This window comes from Pseudomonas sp. CFBP13528 (genome assembly GCF_005233615.1).
GTDB lineage: Bacteria > Pseudomonadota > Gammaproteobacteria > Pseudomonadales > Pseudomonadaceae > Aquipseudomonas > Aquipseudomonas fluorescens_AM.
Genome location: NZ_QGAJ01000001.1, coordinates 684,258 through 703,957, shown reverse-complemented (window position 1 = coordinate 703,957; position 19,700 = coordinate 684,258). Strand labels below are relative to the sequence as shown.

The following is a 19,700-nucleotide window of genomic DNA, read 5'->3' as shown; positions in this document are numbered from 1 at the left end:
GGTCTCCGACGGCGCTAGCCGTCAAGCGGGGCATGCTTTATTATCACGCATCTTTTTCAGACCATCGAGAGGCGTGCGGCCCAAACCGCGGGCAGATGGCACGCAGGAAGCCCGGACTAATAAGATGGCATTGAAATCCCCCGCGTTTCGTAGAAAATTTCCGTTGCTGGTAACCGGCAGTCTGCTGGCCTTGCAACCTTTCGCCACCTCATTCGTGGTCGCCGCGGAACAGTATGACTGCTCAGTCTCTGCTTCGGGTGCCTGGGATTGCGCGCCGAAGACGGCCGCCGCCCCATTGCCACCGCGCCCGGTGCATGACGGTTCTGCCGTCAGCTCGGCCAACAGCACGCCGCAGGGCGAAGCTGGCGGCAGCGTCGACGCCGAGCCCAAGACCATGCTGGTCACCGAAGCCAAGGGCCGTGGGCTGCGTTCGCGCAGCAAAGACTACAGCCACCTGGACTGGGTGCCTCGCGAGAAACTGACCGCAGCACAGCTGGCCGAAACCGGCCCTTACTGCGGCGGCTCCTACATCGAGCCGACGCGTCCTGGCATGAACGACAAGACGAACAAGAGCGATGCGCCGACTTTCATCGGTGCCAAGGCCTCTCGTTACGAGCAGGAACAGCAGGTTGCCACACTGGCCGGTGACGTCGTCATGCGCCAGGGCAGCATGCAACTGGAGTCCGACGAAGCCAGCCTGTACCAGGCCGAGAACCGTGGCGAGCTGAACGGCAACGTGCGCCTGCGCGACAACGGCGCGCTGATCGTGGGCGACCGTGCCCAGGTCCAGCTCGATACCGGCGCGGCCCAGATCGACAACGCCGAGTACGTGATGCACAAGTCGCGTATCCGCGGTAACGCGCTGTACGCCAAGCGTGCCGAGAATGCGATCATCCGCCTCAAGGACGGTACGTACACCACCTGCGAGCCGGACAGCAACGCCTGGCAGCTCAAGGGCAACAACATCACGTTGAACCCGGCCACCGGTTTCGGTACCGCCACCAACGCGACGTTGCGGGTCAAGAACATCCCGATCCTGTACACCCCTTACATCTACTTCCCGATTGACGACCGCCGTCAATCCGGCTTCCTGCCGCCGAGCTTCAGCACCGGCAGTGAAACTGGCTTTACCCTCGTGACGCCGTACTACTTCAACCTGGCACCGAACTACGACGCCACGTTGTACCCGCAATACATGACCAAGCGCGGCCTGTTGATGGAAGGCGAATTCCGCTACCTCACCAAGTCCAGCGAAGGCCAGTTCGGCGGGGCGTACCTGAACGACGATAACGACGAGCGCAAGAACCAGACCGATTACGAAAAAACCCGTTACATGCTCAACTGGCAGCACAGGGGCGGGTTGGATTCGCGCCTGACGTCCCAGGTGGACTACACCAAGATCAGCGACCCTTATTACTTCCAGGATCTGAAGTCGTTCGAGGAAGGTGTAGAGAACCAGGACTTCCTGAACCAGCAGGGTTCCCTGACGTATCGCGGCGACTCTTATCAGGCTCGCTTGAATGTCCAAGCGTACCAACTGTCCACAATCTCTCAGATCACGCCGTATGACCGGTTGCCGCAGCTCACGCTGAACGGCCAACTGCCGTTTCATCCGGGCGGCTTGAACTTCAGTTATGAAACCGAAGCCGTACGCTTTGATCGTGACTTGCAGAGCGGTACGTTCACCGACGAAAACGGCTTGGTTTCACCTCGCCTGGATAGCAACGTACTGGGGCTTACCCGTGCGAACGGTACTCGCCTGAACGTTGCGCCAGCCGTCGAATACCCGATGAACTGGACTTACGGTTTTATTACGCCGAAGCTCAAATACGTCTACACCAAGTACGATCTTGACCTGGATGGTACAGGCAAGAGCCAAATGGCCCTTGCCGGTCAAACTTTCAAGAGCTCCCAGGACCGCGCAATACCTGTAGCCAGCGTAGACAGCGGCCTGTACTTCGACCGCAGAACCAATTTGTTCGGCAAGGACTTCAACCAGACCCTCGAACCGCGAGCCTACTACCTCTACGTACCAAACAAGGACCAGAGCGATATTCCGGTGTTTGATACCAGCGAATACTCGTTCAGCTATTCCTCATTGTTCCGCGACAACCGCTTCAGCGGTTCCGACCGGATCGGTGACGAGAACAAGCTGTCCCTGGGCGTAACCAGCCGCTGGATCGAAGATAACGGTTTTGAGCGCCAACGTGTTTCGGTAGGTCAGGCCGTGTACTTCAAGGACCGTGAGGTTCAACTGCCAGGCGTATTGGCCGCCGATCGTGATGACGCGCGTACCGACGTATCGCCTATCGCGCTGGAATACGAATTCCACTTCAACCGCGACTGGCGCGCCACAGCCGACTACAACTGGGATCCCGAGAGCCACTCTCCACGGTCCGGCAGCGCGATGTTCCACTACCAGCCGGAGAACGACCCGAACAAGGTTATCAACCTCGGTTATCGCTATCGCAACGACCAGGTCGTCTATAACCAGCTGACCAACAGATGGCAGTTCGGTGGCGACTACGGCAGGCCAGGCGAAGAGAACTACGTGAAGGATTACTACAAAATCCAGCAACACGACTTCTCGATGATGTGGCCGATCATTCCACAGTGGAACCTGATCACCCGCTGGCAGTATGACTATGCACGCAACCGTACCCTGGAAGCCTTTGGTGGTTTCGAGTACGACAACTGCTGCTGGAAACTGCGCGTGATCAACCGTTATTGGGTTTCCAACGACGAATATACCCAGATCGCCCCCCTTAACGAAAAGGGTGACCACGGGCTCTTCTTCCAGATCGTCCTTAAAGGACTCGGCGGCCTGACCGGCGCCAAGGTAGAGAGCTTCCTCGACAAAGGCATTGAAGGTTATCGTGAACGTGAAGACAAAGCTTTCTGAGTGTTTGCGCCCGCTAGTGCTGGGCGCGCTGTTCCTGGGTGCCGCCTCGGCGCATGCCGCGGTGCAACAGCTGGATAAAGTCGCAGCCATCGTCGATAACGACGTGATCATGCAGAGCCAGCTGGACCAACGGGTCAAGGAAGTTCAGCAAACCATCGCCAAGCGTGGCGGTGGGGTACCGCCGACCAGCGTCCTGGAACCCCAGGTGCTGGAACGCCTCATCGTCGAAAACCTGCAACTGCAGATCGGCGAACGCTCCGGCATCCGTATTTCGGACGAAGAGCTGAACCAGGCCGTCGGTACCATCGCTCAACGTAACAACATGAGCATCGATCAGTTCCGCGCAGCCCTGGCGCACGATGGCCTGTCCTATGAGGACGCGCGTGACCAGATCAAGCGGGAAATGATCATCAGCCGTGTACGCCAACGCCGCGTAGCGGAGCGGGTTCAGGTGTCGGAGCAGGAAGTGAAGAACTTCCTGGCCTCGGACCTGGGCAAGATGCAACTCTCCGAAGAGCTGCACCTGGCCAATATCCTGATCCCGACGCCAGACAGTGCCAACGCCGAGCAGCTCAATGCCGCTGCGGCCAAAACCCAGGCGATCTACGACCGCCTCAAGGCGGGCGCTGATTTCGCGCAGATGGCGATTGCCCAGTCCGGCAGCGACAACGCGCTCGACGGTGGTGACATGGGCTGGCGTAAAGCCGCACAACTGCCACCGCCGTTCGACCGTGAGCTCAGTGCCATGAACGTGGGTGACATCACTCAACCGGCGCGTACCCCAGGCGGTTTTATCATCCTCAAGCTGCTCGGCAAGCGCGGCGGCGAGACCTCGCTGAAAGACGAAGTACACGTTCGTCACATCCTGGTCAAACCGAGCGAAATCCGCACCGAGGCACAAACCAAGGAGCTGGCCCAGAAGATCTATGACCGCATCGAAAGCGGTGAAGACTTCGCCACCCTGGCCAAGAGTTTCTCGGAAGACCCAGGCTCGGCCCTCAACGGCGGCGACCTGAACTGGATCGACCCGAAAGCCCTGGTGCCCGAGTTCCAGCAAGTGATGGCCGATACGCCGCAAGGCGTGCTGTCCAAGCCGTTCAAGACCCAATACGGCTGGCATGTACTGGAAGTCCTTGGCCGTCGCGCCACCGACAACACCAACCAGGCCCGCGAACAGCAAGCCCTGACCGTACTGCGCAACCGCAAGTACGACGAAGAGCTGCAAACCTGGTTGCGTCAGATCCGTGACGAAGCCTACGTAGAAAACAAGCTGCCAGGCGCCGAGCAAACAGGCACCGACCAGGCAGCCCAGTGAAACCCCAGCGTTTCGCGGTAACACCCGGCGAGCCGGCCGGCATTGGTCCAGACCTGTGCCTGCTGCTCGCCTCGCAACCCCAGCCACATCCCCTGATTGCCATTACCAGCCGCGACCTGCTCCTTGAGCGGGCCGCGCAACTGGGTGTGGCCGTCAACCTGCTGAGCGTCGCACCGGACAACTGGCCCGACCTGCCGGCGCCGGCGGGCAGCCTGTACGTGTGGGACACCCCTTTGCACGCCAGGGTCGTCGCCGGGCAACTGGACAAGGCCAATGCCGCCTTTGTCCTGGAAACCCTGACCCGTGCCGGGCAAGGCTGCATCGACGGCGACTTCGCCGGCATGATCACCGCGCCCGTCCATAAAGGCGTGATCAATGAATCCGGCATCGCCTTCTCCGGCCATACCGAATTCCTTGCCGAACTCACCCAGACCGAACAAGTCGTGATGATGCTGGCCACCCGCGGCCTTCGCGTCGCGCTGGTCACCACCCATCTGCCGCTGCGCGATATCGCCGACGCCATCACCGCCGAGCGCATCGAACGCGTCACGCGCATCTTGCACGCCGACCTGCAACACAAATTCGGCATTGCCCAACCGCGCATCCTGGTCTGTGGGCTCAACCCCCACGCCGGTGAAGGCGGCCATTTGGGCCATGAAGAAATCGACATCATTGAACCGACATTAGAGCGCCTGCGCCAAGAAGGCATGGACCTGCGCGGCCCATTGCCTGCAGACACTCTGTTTACCCCCAAATATCTGGAGCACTGCGACGCAGTGCTGGCGATGTACCATGACCAGGGGCTGCCCGTGCTGAAATACAAAGGCTTCGGCGCCGCAGTCAACGTGACACTGGGCCTGCCGATCATCCGCACCTCCGTCGACCATGGCACTGCCCTGGACCTGGCAGGCAGCGGCAAGATCGATACCGGCAGCCTGCACGTGGCCCTGGAAACCGCCTATCAGATGGCCGAGACCCGTATATGACCGAGCATTACCAACACCGGGCGCGCAAGCGCTTCGGGCAAAACTTCCTGCACGACGCTGGCGTGATCGACCGCATCCTGCGCTCCATCCATGCCAAGCCAGAAGACCGCCTGCTGGAAATCGGCCCGGGCCAGGGCGCTCTGACCCAAGGCCTGCTGGCCAGTGGCGGTCAACTGGATGTGGTGGAGCTGGACAAAGACCTGATCCCGATCCTCAATCAGCAATTTGCCGACAAGCCCAACTTCAACCTGCATCAGGGCGATGCGCTGAAGTTCGACTTCAACACGCTCAACGCCGCGCCCAACAGCCTGCGCGTTGTCGGTAACCTGCCGTACAACATCTCCACCCCGCTGATATTCCACCTGCTGAACAACGCCGGGATCATCCGCGACATGCACTTCATGCTGCAAAAAGAAGTGGTGGAACGCCTGGCCGCAGGCCCAGGGGGTGGCGATTGGGGCCGCCTGTCGATCATGGTTCAGTACCACTGCCGCGTCGAACACCTGTTCAACGTCGGCCCGGGTGCGTTCAACCCGCCGCCGAAGGTCGACTCGGCCATCGTGCGCCTGGTGCCGCACGCCGTACTGCCGCACCCGGCCAAGGACCACAAACTGCTGGAGCGCGTCGTGCGCGAAGCGTTCAACCAACGCCGCAAGACCCTGCGCAACACGCTCAAGGCGCTGTTGAGCAATGCCGAGATCGAAGCAGCCGGCGTCGATGGCAGCCTGCGTCCCGAGCAACTGGACCTGGCCGCATTCGTGCGCCTGGCCGACCAGTTGGCGATCCAGCCTGCGCCAGTAGCAGACCAGGTGTAAGCACACATGTGGGAGGGGGCTTGCCCCCGATTGCGGTAGACCAGCCAATATATTCAGCGACTGGTACACCGCTATCGGGAGCAAGCCCCCTCCCACCTGTGAACCGCGTCATACCCGATAGCATGTCTGGCCTAGTGCCCTGCTCTTGGCCTAGACTGATCCGCATCTGCTGTCCTCCGCTTTTGCTTTTAAGGCCTCTTGCATGTCCGATCCTCGCTACCAGATCGACGTCAGCGTCGTCACCCGCTTCCTGGCGGACCAATCGCAACCTGAACTCAACCGCTTTGCCTTTGCCTACACCATCACGGTGAAAAACAACGGGCTGGTGCCGGCCAAGTTGCTGTCACGCCACTGGGTGATCACCGACGGTGATGGTCAGGTTGAAGAAGTACGCGGCGCGGGCGTTGTCGGCCAGCAACCGGTGATCGACATCGGCGCCAGCCATACCTACAGCAGCGGCACGGTGATGACCTCCAAGGTTGGCACCATGCAGGGCTCGTATCAGATGAAAGCCACCGACGGCCATTTGTTCGACGCCACCATCAAGCCCTTCCGCCTCGCGGTGCCCGGAGCCCTGCACTGATGGCGACATACGCGGTCGGTGACCTGCAAGGGTGCCTGGAGCCCCTCAAGTGCCTGCTTGAACGGGTCGCCTTCGACCCCGCGAACGATCGCCTGTGGCTGGTCGGCGATCTGGTCAATCGTGGCCCGCAGTCGCTGGAAACCCTGCGCTACCTCTATAACCTGCGCGATTCGCTGGTCTGCGTGCTGGGCAACCATGACCTGCACCTGCTCGCGGCCGGCCAGAACATCGAGCGCTTGAAAAAAGGCGACACCCTGCGCGAAATCCTCGAAGCACCGGACCGGGCGCAGTTGCTCGAATGGTTGCGCCGACAAAAGCTCATGCACTACGACGAGGCCCGCAACATCGCCTTGGTCCACGCCGGCATCCCACCGCAATGGACCTTGAAGAAAGCCCTCAAGTGCGCCGCCGAAGTCGAAAGCGCCCTGGCCGATGACAACCTGTACACCGCCTATCTCGACGGCATGTATGGCAACGAGCCAGTGAAGTGGGACAACGCGCTCACCGGCGTAGCCCGCCTGAGAGTGATCACCAATTATTTCACGCGCATGCGTTTCTGCACGGCGCAGGGCAAGCTGGACCTCAAGAGCAAGGAAGGCGCCGACACCGCCCTGCCCGGCTACGGGCCCTGGTTCGCCCACAAGGAACGCAAGACCCGAGACACCAAGATCATCTTCGGTCACTGGGCCGCCCTTGAAGGCAAATGTGAAGAACCCGGCGTGTTCGCCCTCGACACCGGCTGCGTGTGGGGCGGCGCCATGACCCTGATGAACATCGACACCGGCGAGCGTATCAGTTGCCAGTGTGAATCCCCTGCACCCACCCTACAAACGGCCGCCGCCAAGCCCTAGGAGCCCGCCATGAGCGAATTCAAACGTATCCCTCCCGAACAAGCCCAGGCCTTGCGCGAGCAAGGCGCCGTGGTTGTGGATATCCGTGACCAGCCGACTTACGCCGCAGCCCACATTGCCGGCGCCCAGCATCTGGACAACGTCAACATCGCGGACTTTATCCGCGCCGCCGACCTCGACGCGCCAGTGATCGTGGCGTGCTATCACGGCAACTCCAGCCAAAGCGCCGCAGCCTATCTGATCAGCCAAGGCTTCTCCGACGTTTATAGCCTGGATGGCGGCTTTGAGCTGTGGCGTGCGACCTATCCTGCGGAAATTTCTTCAGGCGATTCGCAATAATTTTTTTCACACCCCGCTACCCCGCGTGACGCTTGGGCTTGCGCCGCTTCTGACGAACGGCGCAGCCAAACTAATTACGTATCGCGCCTTGACCTCCCCGATTCCGAACTATCCTTAAGCGCAGGCCATCCAAATCAGGGGAGAGCCGGTACACCGGCGCGCGGGTCATCGGTAACGTTTCAGGGTGTTCTGGGGGGAAAACAGCCATTGGGGAACACCAATGGCTGCCAGCATCGACTGATTGATCCGGCGTCGGCTCCACGTATCGAGCGAGGTGACGACGTCATGAGTATCTTTAGCCACTTCCAACAACGTTTCGAGTCCACGCAGCAGGAAGAACTCACGCTTCAAGAGTATCTCGAGCTGTGCAAACGGGACCGCAGCACCTATGCATCTGCCGCCGAACGCCTGCTACTGGCGATTGGCGAGCCGCAGTTGGTGGACACCTCGAACAATTCGCGCCTGTCGCGAATATTCTCCAACAAGGTGATCCGGCGCTACCCGGCCTTTGAAGACTTCCATGGCATGGAAGAATGCATCGACCAGATCGTCTCCTACTTCCGCCATGCCGCCCAGGGCCTGGAAGAGAAGAAACAGATTCTCTACCTGCTCGGCCCCGTTGGCGGCGGCAAGTCGTCCCTGGCTGAAAAACTCAAACAGCTGATCGAAAAAGTGCCCTTCTACGCGATCAAGGGCTCACCGGTGTTCGAGTCGCCCCTGGGCCTGTTCAACGCCACCGAAGACGGCGCGATCCTCGAAGAAGACTTCGGCATCCCACGGCGCTACCTCAATACCATCATGTCGCCCTGGGCCACCAAACGCCTGTCCGAGTTCGGCGGCGATATCAGCCAGTTCCGCGTGGTCAAACTTTATCCGTCGATCCTCAACCAGATCGGCGTCGCCAAGACCGAGCCGGGCGACGAGAACAACCAGGACATATCGGCGCTGGTGGGCAAGGTCGATATCCGCAAACTCGAAGAATTCCCGCAGAACGACGCCGACGCCTACAGCTACTCGGGCGCGCTGTGCCGGGCCAACCAGGGCCTGATGGAGTTCGTGGAGATGTTCAAGGCGCCGATCAAGGTGCTGCACCCGCTGCTCACGGCCACCCAGGAAGGTAACTACAACAGTACCGAAGGCCTGGGCGCGATTCCGTTCACCGGCATCCTGCTGGCGCACTCCAACGAATCGGAATGGCACACCTTCCGCAACAACAAGAACAACGAAGCCTTCATCGACCGTATCTACATCGTCAAGGTGCCGTACTGCCTGCGGGTCAGCGATGAAATCAAGATCTACGACAAATTGCTGTTCAACAGCTCACTGGCCAAGGCCCATTGCGCACCCGACACCCTGAAGATGCTCGCCCAGTTCACCGTGCTGTCGCGCCTCAAGGAGCCGGAGAACTCGAATATCTACTCGAAAATGCGCGTGTACGATGGTGAAAACCTCAAGGACACCGACCCCAAGGCCAAATCGATCCAGGAATACCGTGACACGGCGGGCGTCGATGAAGGCATGAACGGGCTGTCGACGCGCTTCGCGTTCAAGATCCTCTCCAAAGTCTTCAACTTTGACCCCCACGAGATCGCCGCCAACCCGGTGCACCTGCTCTACGTGCTGGAGCAGCAGATCGAGCAGGAACAGTTCCAGGCCGAAACCCGCGAGCGCTATCTGCGTTTCCTCAAGGAATACCTGGCGCCGCGCTATATCGAATTCATCGGCAAGGAAATCCAGACCGCTTACCTGGAGTCCTACAGCGAGTACGGCCAGAACATCTTCGACCGCTACGTGCTGTACGCCGACTTCTGGATTCAGGACCAGGAATACCGCGATCCCGAAACCGGCGAAATCCTCAACCGCGTGGCGCTCAACGAAGAGCTGGAGAAGATCGAAAAACCTGCCGGCATCAGCAATCCGAAGGATTTCCGCAACGAAATCGTCAACTTCGTGCTACGCGCCCGCGCCAACAATAACGGCAAGAACCCAACCTGGCTCAGCTACGAGAAACTGCGGGTGGTGATCGAGAAGAAAATGTTCTCCAACACCGAGGATCTACTGCCGGTTATCAGCTTCAACGCCAAGGCGAGCAAAGAGGACCAGCAAAAACACAACGACTTTGTCACACGGATGGTCGAGCGCGGCTACACCGACAAACAGGTACGCCTTCTTTCGGAATGGTACCTACGGGTCCGGAAATCGCAATGAAGTAGCTGCAAGCTTTTAGCTACAAGCTGCAAGTAAAAGCCGATCCGCTTTTACTTGTCGCTTGCAGCTTACAACTTGAAGCTCCCCGGAGGGGCCCATGAGCTATGTGATCGACCGACGCCTCAATGGCAAGAACAAGAGCACGGTAAACCGCCAGCGTTTCCTGCGGCGTTACCGTGACCACATCAAAAAAGCAGTTGAAGAGGCCGTCAGCCGGCGCTCCATCACCGACATGGAGCATGGCGAACAAATCAGCATTCCCGGACGCGACATCGACGAACCCGTGCTGCACCACGGCCGGGGCGGCAAGCAGACGGTTGTGCATCCCGGCAACAAGGAATTCACCACGGGTGAACACATTGCACGCCCTCAAGGAGGCGGTGGAGGCAAGGGCGCGGGCAAGGCCGGTAATTCCGGCGAAGGCATGGACGAGTTCGTGTTCCAGATCACCCAGGAGGAGTTCCTGGAATTCATGTTCGAGGACCTGGAGCTGCCCAACCTGGTCAAACGCAACCTGACCGGTACCGACACCTTCAAAACCGTACGTGCCGGTATCAGCAACGAGGGCAACCCGTCCCGTATCAACATCATCCGCACCCTGCGCTCAGCCCACGCCCGACGTATCGCCCTGTCAGGCAGCAGCCGTGCAAAACTCAAGCATGCCAAGGAAGAGTTGGCGCGCTTGAAGCGTGAAGAACCTGATAACTTCGGTGATATCCAGGAAATAGAAGCCGAAATCGAAAAACTCAGCGCACGCATTCACCGTGTGCCGTTTCTTGATACCTTCGATTTGAAATACAACCTGCTGGTCAAGCACCCCAACCCCAGCTCCAAGGCCGTGATGTTCTGCCTGATGGACGTGTCCGGTTCCATGACCCAGGCCACCAAGGACATCGCCAAGCGTTTCTTTATCCTGCTGTACCTGTTCCTGAAACGAAACTACGACAAGATCGACGTGGTGTTCATACGCCATCACACCAGCGCCCGGGAAGTGGACGAAGAGGAATTCTTCTACTCGCGCGAAACCGGCGGCACTATCGTCTCCAGCGCACTGAAACTGATGCAGGAAATCATGGCCGAACGCTACCCGGCCAATGAGTGGAACATCTATGCGGCCCAAGCGTCCGACGGTGACAACTGGAACGACGATTCGCCGATCTGCCGGGATATCCTGATCAACCAGATCATGCCTTTCGTGCAGTACTACACCTACGTCGAAATTACCCCCCGTGAGCACCAGGCGCTGTGGTTCGAATACGAGCGCATCGGTGAAGCCTTTGCCGACACGTTCGCCCAGCAGCAATTGGTCTCGGCCGGCGATATCTACCCGGTCTTCCGTGAACTCTTCCAGCGCAGGTTAGTGACATGACCGCCAAAAAAGAGCATAAGCGCCAACCTATCTCCACCGGGTCCGAGTGGACCTTTGAACTGATCCAGGCCTATGACCGGGAAATCAGCCGCATCGCGGCGGGTTATGCGCTGGACACCTACCCCAACCAGATCGAAGTGATTACCGCCGAACAGATGATGGATGCCTACGCCTCCGTCGGCATGCCGCTGGGATATCACCATTGGTCCTATGGCAAACACTTTCTCAGCACCGAAAAGTCCTACACTCGCGGCCAGATGGGCCTGGCCTACGAGATCGTGATCAACTCCGACCCGTGCATCGCCTACCTGATGGAAGAAAACACCATCTGCATGCAGGCGCTGGTGGTGGCTCACGCGTGCTACGGGCATAACAGCTTTTTCAAGGGCAACTACCTGTTCCGTACCTGGACCGATGCCAGTTCGATCATCGATTACCTGGTGTTCGCCAAGCAGTACATCATGCAGTGCGAGGAGCGCCACGGCATCGACGCGGTAGAGGACTTGCTCGACTCCTGCCACGCCCTGATGAACTACGGCGTCGACCGTTACAAACGCCCCTATCCGATTTCGGCAGAAGAAGAACGTCTGCGCCAGCAGGAGCGTGAGGAACACCTGCAGAAGCAGATCAACGATCTGTGGCGCACCATTCCAAAGCGTGCCGGCAAAAACAGCGACAAGGACAATGCTCGCTTCCCCGCCGAACCTCAGGAAAACATCCTGTATTTCCTGGAAAAACACGCCCCGTTGCTGGAACCATGGCAGCGGGAAATCGTGCGCATCGTGCGCAAGATCGCCCAGTACTTTTATCCACAGCGCCAGACTCAGGTGATGAACGAGGGCTGGGCGACGTTCTGGCATTACACGCTGATGAACGACCTGTACGACGAAGGCCTGGTCACCGACGGATTCATGATGGAGTTCCTCACGTCCCACACCAGCGTGGTGTTCCAGCCCGGGTTCGATAGCCCGTATTACAACGGCATCAACCCTTACGCACTGGGCTTTGCGATGTACCGCGACATCCGGCGCATGTGCGAGCACCCCACCGAGGAGGACCGTCGCTGGTTCCCGGAAATCGCCGGCAGCGACTGGCTCTCCACCATCAAGTTCGCCATGAGCAGTTTCAAGGACGAGAGCTTCATCCTGCAGTACCTGTCCCCCCAGGTCATTCGCGATCTGAAGCTGTTCAGCATCATGGACGACGACCTCAAGGAGGACCTGGTAGTCCCGGCAATCCATGACGAGCCTGGCTATCGGACTATCCGCGAGACCCTGGCGGCGCAGTACAACCTGGGCAATCGCGAGCCCAACGTGCAGATCTACAGCATCGACGTGCGGGGGGATCGCTCGCTGACCTTGCGTCACCAGCAGCACGACCGTAAACCCCTGGGCGAATCCACCGAGGAAGTGCTCAAGCATCTGCACCGGCTATGGGGCTTCGATATCCACCTGGAAACCCTGCAGGGCGACCAGGTGATGAAAACCCATCATGTCCCACCGCGCAGTGATCACAACGACAACGACTACGGCCGCCTGGACCTGGCCGTCGTGCATCTCTGAAACGGTAAAGCCTCCATTGGCCAGGCACAGGCGGTATCCTGTGCCGCTAATGGAGGCTTTTTCATGAAAATCTACAAAGTCGGCGGCGCGGTGCGTGATCGCCTGCTGGGCATCAAGGTCACCGACATCGACCGCGTCGTCGTCGGCGCCACCACCGAAGAGATGCTGGCCAAAGGCTTCAAGCCGGTCGGCGCTGACTTCCCCGTGTTCCTGGACCCGAAAAACGGCGATGAATACGCCCTGGCCCGCACCGAACGGAAAAGTGGCAGGGGTTACGGCGGCTTCGTGTTTCACGCCAGCCCCGAGGTCACGCTGGAAGAAGACCTGATTCGTCGCGACCTGACCATCAATGCCATGGCTGAAGACGACGACGGCAATCTGACCGACCCCTACCACGGCCAACGCGATTTGGACGCGCGGATTTTACGTCACGTATCGCCCGCGTTCGCCGAAGATCCCTTGCGAGTGCTGCGCGTTGCGCGCTTCGCCGCGCGTTATGCGCACCTGGGATTCACTGTGGCTGCGCCAACGCTTGCGCTGATGCGTCAGCTCAGCGAATCCGGCGAACTGGATGCGCTGACCCCGGAGCGCAGCTGGAAAGAAATTTCCCGGGCATTGATGGAAGATCAACCTCAGGTGTTTATCCAAGTGCTGCGCGACTGCAATGCGCTGAAAACCTTGATGCCGGAGGTGGATGCGCTGTTCGGCGTGCCGCAACCCGAAGCCCATCATCCCGAGATAGACACGGGCCTGCACACGTTAAGCGTGCTGGAGCAGGCGGCCTTGTACAAGCAACCGTTGACCGTACGCTGGGCCTGCCTGTTGCACGACCTGGGCAAAGGCCTTACACCTGTGGATAAGTTGCCGCAGCATATTGCCCATGAACACCGGGGCTTGAAGCTGATCAAGACCGTCAATGAACGCTTCAAAGTGCCACGGGATTGCCAGGAACTGGCGCTGCTGGTGGGCCAATATCACACCCACGGCCATCGAGCCCTGGAGCTGAAGGCCTCGACGCTACTGGAGTTGCTGCAGAGTTTTGACGTCTACCGTCGTCCGCAACGCTTTGAGGAGTTTGTGGTCGCCTGCGAGATGGATGCGCGGGGTCGCAAGGGCTTTGAACAGCGCACTTATCCACAGGCCGATTATCTGCGTGGTGCGGCGAAGGTTGCGCGCGAGGTGCAGGTAGCACCGTTGCTGGACAAAGGCTTCACAGGCCCCGAGCTGGGCGAGGCGCTCAAGCGCGAACGGCTTGACGCACTCAAAGCCTACAAGGAACAACACAAGCCCCTGTAGGAGCGAGCTTGCTCGCGAAGAACGTCACCGATAACGCAGCGCCCCCAGGTTTTTCGCGAGCAAGCGCGCTCCTACAAAAGAGCTGGCGGCGTGAGTTGCTCGCCCTGCCATTCAAACCCGACAGGCGCCAGCACCTGGTCAATCTGCGCATCGCGCCACAGCTCGGCCATGGTCTTGCCCGCCTCAGGGTGAACACGATCCGGCGCCATCATCGACAGCGGCCACAGCACAAAAGCGTTTTTCAGGATTTCTGCCCGCGGCAGGATCAATCCATCGAAATTCCCCACCAGATCGCCATACAGCAGCACGTCGATATCCAACGGCAAGCCTTTGCGATCGGGTGCATAACGACCATTGTCGGCCTCGATGGATTTCAACCGGCGGTCCAGCTCCATCAACGGCAGGTCGGTACAGCCCGATACCACCAGATTGAAGAAGGGCCCGCTCTTGATACCCACCGGCTGGCTTTCGAACACCGACGAACAGCGCATGTCCGTCAAGAAGCTCGCCAGCGCATCAAGGCCGGCACGTAAATTGAGCTCGCGCTCGATATTACTGCCAAGGCCAAGGTAAACCTGAGTCAGCGACATCCGCGCTCGATCTCCACGCCCACGCCCTTGGCGGCCGGGACGGCGCCTGGCTTGGTCAATTTGAGGTGCAGCCAGGGAATCTGGAATTCACTCATCAGCACCTGGGCCAGGCGCTCGGCGAAGGTTTCCACCAGTTGGTACTGGGACTGCTCGGCAAAGGCCTGGATGCGCGCGGACACGCTGGCATAATCCAGCGCCAGGCTCAGGTCGTCACCAGCGGCGGCCGGACGGTTGTCCCAGGCAAAGCTCAGGTCCAGGCGCAGGCATTGACGGATACCGCGCTCCCAGTCGTAGGCGCCGATCACGGTGTCGACTTCCAGGCCTTCGATAAACACTCTGTCCAAGCACTCTTCTCCGCAGCACGACAAGGGCGCGATGCCCCGTTAGAATCAGGGCGTCCTCGCCCGGAATAGTTAGCATGTTTTGGTCACTGGCGATTCTCGCCTACCTGCTCGGCTCGCTGTCCTTTGCCATTTTGCTCAGCCGCCTGACGGGAAACCCCGATCCGCGAATGAGTGGCTCAGGCAATGCCGGCGCCACCAATATGTTGCGCCTGGCCGGCAAGAAACTTGCCGTGCTGACGCTGCTGGGCGACCTCTGCAAGGGCCTGCTGCCCGTACTGATCGCCAGCCTTGCGGGCCTTACCCTGCAACAGCAGGCCTGGGTGGGCATCTGCGCCGTCCTCGGCCACCTGTTCCCCCTGTACTTCCGCTTTCGCGGCGGCAAAGGTGTCGCCACGGCGGCCGGCATGCTGTTGGGGATCTACCCTCCGGCAGCCTTACTGGCGGTGCTTGCCTGGCTGCTGACGTTCTACCTGACCCGTACCAGCTCACTGGCGGCACTGATCGCCACACCGCTCACCCTGCCCTTGCTGGCCTGGCAGGAACCGGCGGCGCTGCTGCCGATGAGCGTGCTGACAGTGCTGATCGTCTGGCGCCACCGCGGCAATCTACGCGACCTGTTTGCCGGGCGCGAACGGCATTTTTAAATAGGGTCCACGTTAACCCCTACAACGGCGACAACTGCTCCATCGGCCAACGGGCCTGCACGCTGATCGCCAGGCTTTCATGTTGCCCGGCCTGCAGGCGTTGACAGCCGGCGTAGGCGATCATCGCGCCATTGTCGGTGCAAAACTCAGGGCGCGCGTAGAACACATCGCCCTTCATCTCCCCGAGCATCTTCTCCAACGAACTGCGCAAGGCCTTGTTGGCGCTGACGCCGCCGGCAATCACCAGCCGCTTCATGCCAGCCTGCTTCAGGGCACGCTTGCACTTGATGGTTAAAGTCTCTACCACGGCTTGCTGGAACGCCAGCGCGATGTCGCAACGGGCTTGCTCGCCGTCGTCCCCGGTGCTGACGCTCTGCTGCCAGGTATTCAACGCCGAGGTTTTCAAGCCGCTGAAGCTGAACATCAAACCAGGGCGATCACACATCGGCCGCGGGAAGGTGTAACGACCGGCCACGCCTTTTTCGGCGAGGCGGGCGATTTCCGGTCCGCCGGGATAATTGAGCCCCATCATCTTCGCGGTCTTGTCGAATGCTTCGCCCGCGGCGTCGTCCAGCGACTCGCCCAACAACGTGTATTGACCGATGCCGTCGACCTGAACCAGCTGCGTATGGCCCCCCGAAACCAACAAAGCGACGAACGGGAACGCTGGCGGTGTTTTTTCCAGCATCGGAGCCAGTAAATGACCTTCCATGTGGTGCACACCGAGGGCCGGAATGCCCCAGGCAAATGCCAGCGCCTGGGCACAGGAAGCCCCAACCAACAGGGCTCCGACCAATCCGGGGCCTGCGGTATAGGCAATTGCATCGATCTCGGTCGGCACGCAGCCGGCCTCGTCCAACACCTGGCGGATCAATGGCAGCATGCGTTTGACGTGATCGCGGCTGGCAAGCTCCGGTACCACGCCGCCATAGGCGCGATGCAGGTCGATCTGACTGAACAGTGCATCGGCCAGAAGCCCGCGTTCACTGTCGTAAAGTGCGACACCGGTTTCGTCGCAGGAGGTTTCAAGTCCCAGTACTAGCATGGGTTTGCGCCTTGTAGAGGCTGAATTCGAAGGCGCGCATAATAGTCGCCACTCCCCCTCCCGACTAGCGGTTTTCGATCAGAGGCTTTGCATTCCTGCCAATGAGGGGTTAACATCCGCAACCCTTAAAAACCGACGACCTCAGCCGCGAATTTTTTGCGACGAGAACGTTGATCCCGGTAATGAAAGAAGGTAGCTCTGGATGCCAGCCGTCAAAGTAAAAGAGAACGAACCCTTCGACGTAGCTCTGCGTCGTTTCAAGCGCTCCTGCGAAAAAGCCGGTGTTCTGGCTGAAGTTCGTAGCCGCGAATTTTATGAGAAGCCAACTTCTGAGCGTAAGCGTAAAGCAGCAGCCGCTGTTAAGCGTCACGCCAAGAAAGTTCAGCGCGAGCAGCGCCGCGCCGTTCGTCTGTACTAATACACAGACGTTCGTAGCAAGCTTCTGCCAAGCCCGGCCCTCAGCCGGGCTGTTGGCATTTGCGGATATCGCTTGATGCTTCATCGTCGACGCCGCACACGCGACCGAGACACCGCTTCAAACGTCAGGACTGGCTCTTTTGCCAGCGGTGCACGTCTCTTCTGACGAGCCTAACAAGGCTACTGACGAGCACACCTAATTCTTCAAGCAGGCGATCATACTGTGTCGACTGTGCCCATTGTCGAGCTTCCGAGACCGCCCGCAGGTCAAGACCGGACTCACGGGCAACTTTTATTCGTCGAACACTGATAGAGACTAACGTCAGCGAATGTTCGACAGATACACTCTCTGACATCCCATGCAGACGACAATGATCAGGCACCCAACGTGCGCTTGAACATTTCACGGGCCCTCATTTACACGCAGTGATGACGAGAACGCCATGGCCGGGCTGATTCCCCAGAGCTTTATTGACGACCTTCTGAACCGCACCGACATCGTCGATGTGGTCAGCTCACGCGTGCAATTGAAAAAAGCCGGCAAGAACTACACCGCCTGCTGCCCGTTCCATAAAGAAAAAACCCCGTCATTCAGCGTAAGCCCGGACAAGCAGTTCTATTACTGCTTCGGTTGCGGTGCAGGCGGCAACGCCCTCGGCTTCCTGATGGACCACGACAACCTGGATTTCCCCCAGGCCGTCGAGGACCTGGCCAAAGCCGCCGGCATGGAGATCCCCCGCGAAGAAAGTGGCCGCGCGCACAAACCGCGACAGCCCACTGACTCGCCGCTGTATCCACTGCTGACCGCCGCTGCCGACTTCTATCGACAGGCACTTAAAAGCCATCCGCAGCGCAAAGCCGCCGTCGATTACCTTAAGGGCCGCGGCCTCACCGGTGAAATCGCCCGGGACTTCGGCCTCGGTTTTGCACCGCCCGGCTGGGACAACCTGTACAAGCACCTGAGCAGCGATACGCTCCAGCAAAAAGCCATGATTGATGCCGGCCTGCTGGTGGAAAACGCCGAGACCGGCAAGCGCTATGACCGCTTCCGTGACCGCGTGATGTTCCCCATCCGCGACAGCCGTGGCCGCATCATCGCGTTCGGTGGCCGAGTGCTGGGGGACGACAAACCCAAGTACCTGAACTCGCCGGAAACCCCGGTTTTCCATAAGGGCCAGGAACTCTACGGCCTGTTTGAGGCGCGCAAGAACAACCGCAACCTCGACGAAATCATCGTCGTTGAAGGCTATATGGACGTCATCGCGCTGGCCCAGCAAGGCCTGCGCAATGCGGTGGCGACGCTCGGCACCGCCACCAGCGAAGAGCACTTGAAGCGCCTGTTCCGCGTCGTGCCCAGCGTGCTGTTCTGTTTCGACGGCGACCAGGCCGGCCGCAACGCCGCCTGGCGCGCACTCGAGGCCACGCTGTCGAGCCTGCAGGATGGGCGCCGCGCACGTTTTCTGTTCCTGCCCGAAGGTGAAGACCCGGACACCCTGGTGCGCTCCGAAGGCACCGACGCGTTCCGTGCCCGCATCAATCAACACGCACAGCCGCTGGCGGACTATTTCTTCCAGCAACTGACCGAAGAAGCCGACCCCCGCTCGCTTGAAGGCAAGGCCCACATGGCCACCCTCGCAGCGCCGTTGATCGACAAGGTCCCGGGCGCCAATTTGCGCACCTTGATGCGCCAGCGTCTGCTGGAAATCACCGGACTGAGCGGCGAAGCCGTGAGCCAGCTGGTACATAGCGCCCCACAGGATGCGCCACCCGCCTACGATCCGGGCATGGATTACGATGCCATGCCGGACTATTCCGACTTCCACCAACCGCACGAGGCGTATACGCCCCAGCAGGAATGGACGCCGAAAAAGCCCGGCGCCGGCGGCAAGAAATGGGACAAGAAGCCCTGGAGCAAGAACGGCAAACGCGGCGACCGCGATGAGGCCCATGCCCCGCGCACTCCGGTCGCCGTGGAAGCGCCGACGCTGATTGCCTTGCGTACGCTCATCCATCACCCGCAATTGGCGGGCAAGGTTGAAAGCGCCGACCATTTCGCCAACGAGAGCAACACCTACGCCCAGGTGCTTATCGCCTTGATCGAGGCCGTGCAGAAAAATCCTAAGCTAAACTCAATCCAGCTCATGGCTCGCTGGCATGGCACCGAACAGGGCCGCCTGTTGAAGGCACTTGCGGAAAAGGAGTGGCTAATTGACGGCGATAACCTTGAACAACAGTTTTTAGACACCATTAATAGGTTATCCGCGGGTCAGCATACACAGACCCTCGATGAGCTCATTAAGAGAGCAAGACAGCCGGGATTGTCGGCTGAAGAGCAAATTCAGATAGCAAAACAGATGCGCGACCTTTTAAAACAGAACGTTTGCACATCAAACCCGACCTCAGCTGGCGTGTGAGGTCATAGCTCGGGTATAAT

At 59.7% G+C, this 19,700-nt stretch carries 17 protein-coding genes; 14 read left to right on the top strand and 3 right to left on the bottom strand.

Annotated elements, in window-relative coordinates; genetic code table 11:
* The first annotated feature begins 124 nt into the window (after nt 1–124).
* From PspCFBP13528_RS03290 to PspCFBP13528_RS03240, 11 genes are all read left to right on the top strand, one after another.
* Complete coding sequence (locus PspCFBP13528_RS03290; protein WP_137199636.1) at nt 125–2,902, top strand: LPS-assembly protein LptD; 2,778 nt, start codon at nt 125–127, stop codon at nt 2,900–2,902.
* Nucleotides 2,883–4,217, top strand: coding sequence for a peptidylprolyl isomerase (locus PspCFBP13528_RS03285; RefSeq protein ID WP_083217966.1), 1,335 nt, complete (start codon nt 2,883–2,885; stop codon nt 4,215–4,217). Before PspCFBP13528_RS03290 ends, PspCFBP13528_RS03285 begins: the two co-directional genes overlap by 20 nt.
* Nucleotides 4,214–5,203: a 4-hydroxythreonine-4-phosphate dehydrogenase PdxA gene (gene pdxA / locus PspCFBP13528_RS03280; RefSeq protein ID WP_137199635.1), complete on the top strand. Its 990-nt coding sequence runs from the start codon at nt 4,214–4,216 to the stop codon at nt 5,201–5,203. The genes PspCFBP13528_RS03285 and pdxA overlap by 4 nt, the downstream gene beginning before the upstream one ends.
* Nucleotides 5,200–6,018, top strand: a complete 819-nt coding sequence (gene rsmA / locus PspCFBP13528_RS03275; RefSeq protein ID WP_065950916.1) for a 16S rRNA (adenine(1518)-N(6)/adenine(1519)-N(6))-dimethyltransferase RsmA — start codon at nt 5,200–5,202, stop codon at nt 6,016–6,018. The genes pdxA and rsmA overlap by 4 nt, the downstream gene beginning before the upstream one ends.
* 202 nt (nt 6,019–6,220) lie before the next feature.
* Nucleotides 6,221–6,601: a Co2+/Mg2+ efflux protein ApaG gene (gene apaG, locus PspCFBP13528_RS03270; RefSeq protein WP_065950917.1), complete on the top strand. Its 381-nt coding sequence runs from the start codon at nt 6,221–6,223 to the stop codon at nt 6,599–6,601.
* Entirely contained in the window at nt 6,601–7,452 is an 852-nt protein-coding gene (locus PspCFBP13528_RS03265; RefSeq protein ID WP_137199634.1) for a symmetrical bis(5'-nucleosyl)-tetraphosphatase, read from the top strand. The genes apaG and PspCFBP13528_RS03265 overlap by 1 nt, the downstream gene beginning before the upstream one ends.
* 9 nt (nt 7,453–7,461) lie before the next feature.
* Nucleotides 7,462–7,791 (top strand): thiosulfate sulfurtransferase GlpE, encoded by a 330-nt coding sequence (glpE, locus tag PspCFBP13528_RS03260; protein ID WP_065950919.1) that lies wholly within the window; start codon nt 7,462–7,464, stop codon nt 7,789–7,791.
* A 285-nt stretch (nt 7,792–8,076) separates the two neighbouring features.
* Nucleotides 8,077–9,999, top strand: coding sequence for a PrkA family serine protein kinase (locus PspCFBP13528_RS03255; protein ID WP_065885503.1), 1,923 nt, complete (start codon nt 8,077–8,079; stop codon nt 9,997–9,999).
* A gap of 97 nt (nt 10,000–10,096) precedes the next feature.
* Nucleotides 10,097–11,368 carry a YeaH/YhbH family protein gene (locus PspCFBP13528_RS03250; protein WP_065950920.1) on the top strand — a complete coding sequence of 424 codons (1,272 nt, stop codon included), beginning with the start codon at nt 10,097–10,099 and terminating at the stop codon, nt 11,366–11,368.
* Nucleotides 11,365–12,930 (top strand): SpoVR family protein, encoded by a 1,566-nt coding sequence (locus PspCFBP13528_RS03245; RefSeq protein ID WP_065885501.1) that lies wholly within the window; start codon nt 11,365–11,367, stop codon nt 12,928–12,930. The genes PspCFBP13528_RS03250 and PspCFBP13528_RS03245 overlap by 4 nt, the downstream gene beginning before the upstream one ends.
* Before the next feature lie 63 nt (nt 12,931–12,993).
* Entirely contained in the window at nt 12,994–14,226 is a 1,233-nt protein-coding gene (locus PspCFBP13528_RS03240; protein ID WP_137199633.1) for a multifunctional CCA addition/repair protein, read from the top strand.
* A gap of 71 nt (nt 14,227–14,297) precedes the next feature.
* Here PspCFBP13528_RS03240 and folK read toward each other — a convergent pair whose 3' ends face one another.
* The gene (folK, locus tag PspCFBP13528_RS03235; RefSeq protein WP_137199632.1) at nt 14,298–14,816 is read right to left on the bottom strand and encodes a 2-amino-4-hydroxy-6-hydroxymethyldihydropteridine diphosphokinase; all 519 of its coding nucleotides are present in this window, start codon (nt 14,814–14,816) and stop codon (nt 14,298–14,300) included.
* Complete coding sequence (folB, locus tag PspCFBP13528_RS03230) at nt 14,807–15,160, bottom strand: dihydroneopterin aldolase (protein WP_065894165.1); 354 nt, start codon at nt 15,158–15,160, stop codon at nt 14,807–14,809. Before folB ends, folK begins: the two co-directional genes overlap by 10 nt.
* A gap of 74 nt (nt 15,161–15,234) precedes the next feature.
* Here folB and plsY point away from each other — a divergent pair, with 74 nt between their 5' ends.
* Nucleotides 15,235–15,804, top strand: a complete 570-nt coding sequence (plsY, locus tag PspCFBP13528_RS03225; protein ID WP_065950924.1) for a glycerol-3-phosphate 1-O-acyltransferase PlsY — start codon at nt 15,235–15,237, stop codon at nt 15,802–15,804.
* Between the two features lie 19 nt (nt 15,805–15,823).
* On the opposite strand, the gene tsaD is transcribed toward plsY, so the two are convergent.
* Nucleotides 15,824–16,849, bottom strand: coding sequence for a tRNA (adenosine(37)-N6)-threonylcarbamoyltransferase complex transferase subunit TsaD (gene tsaD, locus PspCFBP13528_RS03220; RefSeq protein WP_137199631.1), 1,026 nt, complete (start codon nt 16,847–16,849; stop codon nt 15,824–15,826).
* 202 nt (nt 16,850–17,051) lie between these two features.
* On the opposite strand from tsaD, the gene rpsU reads away from it, so the two are divergent.
* On the top strand, nt 17,052–17,267 hold the full coding sequence (rpsU, locus tag PspCFBP13528_RS03215; RefSeq protein ID WP_002551877.1) for a 30S ribosomal protein S21: 216 nt from the start codon (nt 17,052–17,054) through the stop codon (nt 17,265–17,267).
* 442 nt (nt 17,268–17,709) lie between these two features.
* Nucleotides 17,710–19,680, top strand: a complete 1,971-nt coding sequence (dnaG, locus tag PspCFBP13528_RS03210; protein ID WP_101219898.1) for a DNA primase — start codon at nt 17,710–17,712, stop codon at nt 19,678–19,680.
* Nucleotides 19,681–19,700: the final 20 nt, after the last annotated feature.